This is a genomic window from Pseudonocardia nigra (assembly GCF_019396355.1).
GTDB classification, from domain to species: domain Bacteria; phylum Actinomycetota; class Actinomycetes; order Mycobacteriales; family Pseudonocardiaceae; genus Pseudonocardia; species Pseudonocardia nigra.
The window spans coordinates 21386-27720 of sequence record NZ_JAHKRK010000088.1 but is presented as its reverse complement, the minus strand read 5'-3'; the positions used below and the strand labels follow the sequence as shown (position 1 = coordinate 27720).

General features: G+C 74.8%; 8 protein-coding genes and 1 rRNA gene. 6 read left to right on the top strand and 3 right to left on the bottom strand.

The features are described from left to right. The 3 genes from rrf to KME75_RS21305 form a co-directional block, all read left to right on the top strand. Positions 1–97, top strand: a 5S ribosomal RNA gene (gene rrf, locus KME75_RS21315); the annotation flags it as partial. 116 nt (positions 98–213) lie between these two features. Then, the gene (locus KME75_RS21310; RefSeq protein ID WP_219416634.1) at positions 214–546 is read left to right on the top strand and encodes a rhodanese-like domain-containing protein; all 333 of its coding nucleotides are present in this window, start codon (positions 214–216) and stop codon (positions 544–546) included. Positions 547–550: 4 nt separating this feature from the next. After that, positions 551–1516, top strand: a complete 966-nt coding sequence (locus KME75_RS21305) for a DUF4328 domain-containing protein (protein ID WP_219416633.1) — start codon at positions 551–553, stop codon at positions 1514–1516. Here the strand turns inward: KME75_RS21305 and KME75_RS21300 are convergent. After that, on the bottom strand, positions 1479–2744 hold the full coding sequence (locus KME75_RS21300) for a cytochrome P450 (protein ID WP_219416632.1): 1266 nt from the start codon (positions 2742–2744) through the stop codon (positions 1479–1481). The genes KME75_RS21305 and KME75_RS21300 overlap by 38 nt on opposite strands. Between KME75_RS21300 and KME75_RS21295 the strand changes: the two genes are divergently transcribed. Further along, positions 2743–3687: a DUF5926 family protein gene (locus KME75_RS21295; protein WP_219416631.1), complete on the top strand. Its 945-nt coding sequence runs from the start codon at positions 2743–2745 to the stop codon at positions 3685–3687. The two genes, KME75_RS21300 and KME75_RS21295, sit on opposite strands and share 2 nt — an antisense overlap. A 107-nt stretch (positions 3688–3794) precedes the next feature. Here the strand turns inward: KME75_RS21295 and KME75_RS21290 are convergent, their stop codons facing one another. Next, on the bottom strand, positions 3795–4562 hold the full coding sequence (locus tag KME75_RS21290; RefSeq protein WP_308282959.1) for a CPBP family intramembrane glutamic endopeptidase: 768 nt from the start codon (positions 4560–4562) through the stop codon (positions 3795–3797). A gap of 90 nt (positions 4563–4652) precedes the next feature. Between KME75_RS21290 and KME75_RS21285 the strand changes: the two genes are divergently transcribed. Then, positions 4653–5105, top strand: a complete 453-nt coding sequence (locus tag KME75_RS21285; protein WP_219416630.1) for a hypothetical protein — start codon at positions 4653–4655, stop codon at positions 5103–5105. A gap of 19 nt (positions 5106–5124) precedes the next feature. Further along, a complete protein-coding gene (locus tag KME75_RS21280; protein ID WP_219416629.1) occupies positions 5125–5442 on the top strand; it encodes a DUF3817 domain-containing protein in 318 nt (105 codons plus the stop codon). On the opposite strand, the gene KME75_RS21275 is transcribed toward KME75_RS21280, so the two are convergent. Then, positions 5435–6244 carry a DUF2470 domain-containing protein gene (locus KME75_RS21275; RefSeq protein WP_219416628.1) on the bottom strand — a complete coding sequence of 270 codons (810 nt, stop codon included), beginning with the start codon at positions 6242–6244 and terminating at the stop codon, positions 5435–5437. The two genes, KME75_RS21280 and KME75_RS21275, sit on opposite strands and share 8 nt — an antisense overlap. Positions 6245–6335 lie beyond the last annotated feature (91 nt).

The following is a 6335-nucleotide window of genomic DNA, read 5'->3' as shown; positions in this document are numbered from 1 at the left end:
GGTAACGCCCGGTCCCATTCCGAACCCGGAAGCTAAGCCCTCCAGCGCCGATGGTACTGCACTCGCCAGGGTGTGGGAGAGTAGGTCGCTGCCGACATTCAACATTCAGTGGGTCCCCGCCGGTCGGTGGGGACCCACTTTTTTGTGCGTTCCGGCCTCGCGGGGGGTCGCTGTTCACCGGCTCGTAACGTGCGGACGTGGGAGGATTCACGCATGACTGGTCCAGCTGTGCCGGCCGTCCCCGTCACGGAGGTGCCCGCCGACGCGCCGCTGCTCGACGTGCGCGAGGCGGACGAGTGGGCCGCGGGGCATGCGCCCGGCGCCCGTCATCTGCCGATGTCCGAGCTGCCCGGGCGGATGGACGAGATCCCGGAGGACGACCCGCTCTTCGTCGTGTGCCGATCGGGCGGCCGGTCCGCCCGCGTCGTCGCCTACCTCGCCGGCCAGGGATACCCGGCGGTGAACGTCGACGGCGGAATGCAGTCATGGGCGGCGCAGGGCCGGGACGTGGTCGCCGACGGCGATCGCCGTCCCGAGATCATCTAGCTCCATGGACGCGGCCGCACCGGAGAACGCCCGGCTGGGTCCGCCCTGCCCGCGATGCGGCCGACGGGCGCCGGTGGCCGACGGGCCGTTCTGCCCCTACTGCGGCCGGTACCTCGCCGCCCTGCGATGGGTCGCCGAGCCACCTGGGTCGACGGCGGCGGTACTGGCGCGGCGGCGCACTCGCGCGGTCTACACCGGCCCGCCGCGGTACCCGTTCCAGCCCCGCTGGGGCTTCGCGCCCCAGCGTTGGGAGCCGCCGACGGGGCCCGAGCCGGCGCCGAGCGACCCGTTGCAGTCCGCGCGCGCCCTGCTGGGCACCGTCGTGCCGTTGCTGTGGGCCACCTCCGCGGTGGCGCTGCTCGCGGCGGGGGCGGAGGTGTGGCGCTACGTCCTCCTGCTCGCGAGCCGGGACGGGGCGTTGTCGGCGAGCGCCGTCGCCGCCTCCGATGCGCTCGTGGCGTCGGCCGGCACCGTCGCGCCGATCCTCACCGTGATCGCCGGCGGCCTCGTCGTGCTCTGGAGCGTGCGCGCCGCAGAGGCGGCCGCCGACCGCGCCGGCGTGCGTCCGTCCCGCTCGACCCGGCACATCCTGCTCGGCTGGCTCGTTCCCGGCCTCAACCTGGCCGTCCCGGGTTCGGTGCTGGCCGAGATCGAGCACACGGCGACCGGCCTTCCGGCATCGCTGCGCCCGCGCCCGTCCCGGCTGCTGTTCGCGTGGTGGGTGCTGTGGAGCGGCGGGGTGGTGCTGTCCGCCGTCGTGCTGCTGTGGTCGCTGCGCCAGGGTGTGCAGGCGCGCGCCGACGGGGTCGTCCTGCACGCCGTGCTCGACCTGCTCGCCGCGGTGACTGCGGGCGTCACCGCCGTGCTGATCGTGCGGCTGACCCGCCTGCTCGGGCCGGCCCGCCCGCAGCGCCGGGAGATCCTGCTCGGCCTCAGGCCGCCACCCGGAGCTCGCGAAGTCCCCGCATGACGAAGTCCGGACGGCGGGGCGGCTCCGCCGCCAGCCGCAGCCCGGGCAGGCGGGTGCGCAGCGCGTCGAGTGTCGCGGCCACCTCGAGGCGGGCGAGCGGGGCGCCCAGGCAGTAGTGGACACCCGCCCCGAAGCCGAGGTGCGGGTTGCGCCGCCTGCCGACGTCGAGCTCGTCCGGGCGGTCGAACGCCTGCGGGTCCCGCGCCGCGGCCCCGAGCAGCGCGGCGATCTTCGTGCCCGCCGGGACCGGGTGACCCGCCACCGACGTGTCGACGAGCGCGGTCCGTTCGAACAGCTGCAGCGGCGGGTCGTAGCGGATCAGCTCCTCCACGCAGCGGTCGTCGAGCCCGGGGTCGGCGAGCAGCCGTTCCCACTGGGCGGGGTGGCGCAGCAGCGCGAGCACCCCGTTGCCGATGACGTTGACGGTGGCCTCGTGCCCGGCCATCAGCAGCAGCGCCGCCGTGCCGACCAGCTCGTCGGCGTCGAGGTCGGCGGCGAGCAGGTCGGTCACCAGGTCCGCGCCGGGGTGCGACCGCCGGTACGTGGCGAGCTCGCGGAGCGCGGCGACGAACTCGGCCGACGCCTGCTCGGCCGCGGCGCGCCGCTGCGGCCCCGGGTCGGGCTCGTACATCGTCACGATCGTGTTCGACCACGTCCGCAGCGCCGACCTGGCCGGCTCGGGCACGCCGAGCAGCTCCGCGATCACCTCCACCGGCAGCTCGGCGGCCACACCGGCCACGAGGTCGCCGCTGCCGTCGGCGCGGATGCCCTCCGCGAGCTCGTCCACCAGCCGGCCGGCCAGCTCCCGCACCCGTGGCCGGAGCCGGGCCGTGTGCCCGCGGTTGAACGCCCCGGCCACCAGGCCGCGCAGCCGGGCGTGCGACTGGCCCTCCTGCTCGAGCAGCGAGTTCCGGTGCAGCAGGTTGAAGCCCGGGAAGTCCGCCGCCGGTTCGGCGTCGGCCCAGACCCGGCCGAGCCCGCGGCTGCGCAGCACCTCCGAGCAGGCCGCGTGTGACACCGCCACCGGGATGCCGAGCAGCGGGTGCTCGTGCACGGGACCAAGGGCGCGCAGTGCGGCGAAGGTGGGGTACGGGTCGGCCAGGAAGTCCGGGTCGGCCGGGTCGAACGGGGACAGGGCGAACCTCCACGGGGTGCGGTCGTCGGCCCATCGTCGCCCCTGGTCGCCGACCTGGCGGAGGGTGCCCCCCGCTACCCTCGTCGGCACCATGGCGAAGAAGACACGAGCCCGCGCGGACGTGCCCGCGGGCGAGAACCCCCGCCGTCCCTGCCCCTGCGGATCCGGGAAGCGCTTCAAGGCGTGTCACGGCGCAGGTGACGACGTCATCGTCACGCGCCCGTTCGAGGGTCTCGCCGCGGAGTGCGACCTCGTCGCGATGCGGGAGTTCCTCCCGTCGGCCACCGCGCCGCTGCCGCTGCGGACTCCCGGTGACGTCCCCGTCACGCTGGCCACCGTGCTGCCCGGGGCGTCGGCCGCGCTCGTCCGCCCGGACGGCCACATCCTGCTCGGAATGCAGGTGCAGACCCGCTCCGGCGACCTGTCCGCGGACCTGGCCAAGGCGTTGCGCTGGGCCCAGGACGCCGAGCCGGGCAATGCGCTCGCCGTCGTCGGGCCGGGCGTGGGCGGCTCCGACCTGGTGCGCCTGCAGGACGTGCTCGACCCCGATGCGCAGCTGGCCGTGACGCTGCACCCGGACTTCGGCTGGTGGGTCGTCCCGTCGGAGGACGGCTCCGAGCCCGCCCCCGAGGTGGTGGCGAGCCTGGAACGCGCGAACGCGGTGATCATGACGACCGAGCCCGTGGTCGCCGAGGGCGTCCGCGTCGCCTACTGGGTCGACACCGGGTCCAAGGCCCACCTGCGGTGGGTGCGCCCCGAGCCCGAGGAGGCGCTGCTCGCCGCGCTCGCCCGGCTGCAGGCCCGCGGGGAGCTGAACCTGGCAGGCGACACCCGGTACGCGGGTGCGTTCCGGGCGCACGGGCTGCTGGTGCCGGTGTGGGACCTCGACCGCGAGCTGCACGCCAAGGAGTGGGCCGAGCCCGTCGCCGCGTTCGCGACGAAGCTGGACGCCGCGCTGGCCGAGGACGCCCCGCTCACCGACGCCGAGCGCCGCGCCCGCGACGCGCTGGCGGGCAAGCAGATCACGCTCCGCTAGCCCTGCCGGGCCGCACGCCGCCACGCCCGCCACGACCGGATTGCAGCAAAGCCACTTTCATGCCACCGAGTTGCGTGAAAGTGGCTTTGCTGCAACGTCCGCGCCGGCTACGGGAGCCAGCTCACCCGCCCGGCGAGGAGGGCGTACCCGGCGAAGGCCACCACGTCGATGAGGGCGTGCGCGCCGACCAGCATCCAGAGCCGGTTGGTGCGCTGCCAGACCCGGCCGAAGACCAGCCCCATCACGATGTTCCCGACGAACCCGCCGAGCCCCTGGTACAGGTGGTATGCGCCGCGGAGCAGGGCCTGGGCGAGCAGCGAACCGTTCTCCGACCAGCCGAGCTGCCGGAGCCGGGTGATGAGGTAGGCGACCATCACCAGCTCCTCGGCCCAGCTGTTCGCCGCCGCCGATGCGATCAGCACGGGCAGGCGCCACCACGTGTCGTCCAGCGTGGACGGGGCGATCGTGACGCTGACGCCGATCGCGCGCGCCACGAGGTACAGCCCGAGGCCGGGCACGCCGATCAGCGCGGCGAGCCCCGCCGACCCGAGGGCGTCCCGGCCGGGCCGGCGCGCGTCCAGACCGACCTGGCGCAGCGCCACCCCGGCGCGGACGAGCAGGTAGGCGCCGAGCGCTCCCCACCCGACGAGCTGCAGCACGCGCGTGAGCTGGAACGCGAGGTCCACCAGCCCGGCCTGCGCGGCCGGCGCGTTCAGGGCCACCTGCTGCTCGTTCAGCGGGACCGGCTGCAGCACCGCGTCGAGCAGGCTCAGGGCGCTGCGCAGGCCGGACAGGCCGAGCGTGACGGTCAGGACGACCAGGACCTCGGTGCCGACGAGCCGGCGGGTGGCGGGGTCGGTGATCGGCGCCGTCACCGGCGACTGCGGCGAGAGCCACGCTGCGATGCCATGGGATCGGGGCCGGGACACGGTCGGGCAGGTTAACGGGCGGGTAGTGTGGTCCACGTGCGGCAGCTGGTCCTCTCCCCCCGCTGGATCATGTGGCACCTGCTCACGCTCGGGGCGATGGTCACGTGCGGCTGGCTCGCGGTCTGGCAGTGGCAGCGCGCGGGGTCGGCGATGGGGTCCGCGCTGAACGTGGGGTACGGGCTGCAGTGGCCCGTCTTCGCCCTGTTCTTCGGCTACATGTGGTGGCGGATACTGCGGATGGAGTCGGCCAGGCTGCACGACGAGCAGGCGGACGTGCACCAGGACGCGCTGGAGATCCCCAAGCCCCGGGTCGCCGCCGCCGAGACCGGTCCCCAGGTCGCACGCGCCGCGGCCCCCGCGGACGGCCCGTCGCCGTTCGGCCCGCAACCGGTGTCCGCCACCCCCGCGGCAGGCGCCGAGGACGACCCCGAACTGGCGGACTACAACCGCATGCTCGCCGAGCTGGCCGCTCGGCACACCGACGACTGAACCCCCCGAAGGAACGCCCGTGTCGATCGAGACCGCCCTCCGGAACTACCGCGTGGCCGCGTGGGTCACGGGTGTCGGACTGCTCGCACTGGTGTTCGTGGCGATGCCGCTCAAGTACTTCTTCGACCAGCCCGGGCCGGTCGCCGTGGTCGGCGTGACCCACGGCTTCCTGTACATGCTCTACATCGTGTGCACGCTGCTGCTGGCCGAGCGCTGCCGCTGGAAGCCGTTCGACGCGCTGCTCATCCTGCTCGCCGGCACCATCCCGATCGCGTCGTTCGTGGCCGAGCGGCGGGTCACCCAGCGAGTGCGGGAGGGGCGCACCCCCGTCAGCTAGCGGTGGGCCGGGCGCCGTCGGCGCGGCCGAGGGCCGAACCCCGGTGCGGGCACCCCACCAGCAGCTGCATCTGCGTGCGCAGCTCCTCGAGCGTCGCCACGCCGCGCTCCCACGCGATCCGGACGTCGTGGTCGCGGCCCGCGGTCTCCACCCGCAGCCGCAGGCCGCACCGGTCGACCCCGAGCGGGCGCACCCGTGCGGTCCGGTCGTCGCGCAGCGCCTGCGGCAGATGGCGTGCGAGCGCAGCGAACACGTCCCCGTGCGCCTCCTCCAGGTGGGGCAGCCAGTGCTGTTCGTACCGGCAGAACGGGTCGGGCTGCGCGGCCGCGAGGTCCACGGGCGCCAGCGCCGCGGTGCCCTCGGCGTCGGACAGCACCGCGGAGCCCGGATCCAGCCGGACGAGCGTGGCGCCGTGGCCCAGCAGGAGCAGGTCGGGGTGCGCCCGGACATCGGCCACCTGGAGCGCGAGCCTGCGGGCGATGTCCGGGCCGGGGATCCGCAGCCTGCCCGTGATCCACAGCAGCGCACGCACCGGCTCCCTGAGGTCGACCGGCGCGTGGTCGGTGAGCTCGAGCATCGCGGGCAGCTCCCCGTCGCCCGCGGTGCGGATCCGCTCGAGCAGCGGCTCCTCGTCGGCGAGCAGGAGCACGGCGGACCCGTCGGCGCGCACGTGGTGCACGAGCGGTGCGGCGGCCGGCTCGCCGGTGCCGACGAGCGATGCGCTCCCGCCACGGGCGGCCACGCTGCGCGCGCGTTCGGCGTCGGTCGGGGCGGACGGTCGTCGGGGCCGCGTCGATCCCACAGCTTCACCTCCGGAATTAGGTTAGGCTAAGTTATAGTCGACGTCGTCCTTCGCTGTCCAGCACCCGTTGTCGGGCCGCCCTGGGCCAACC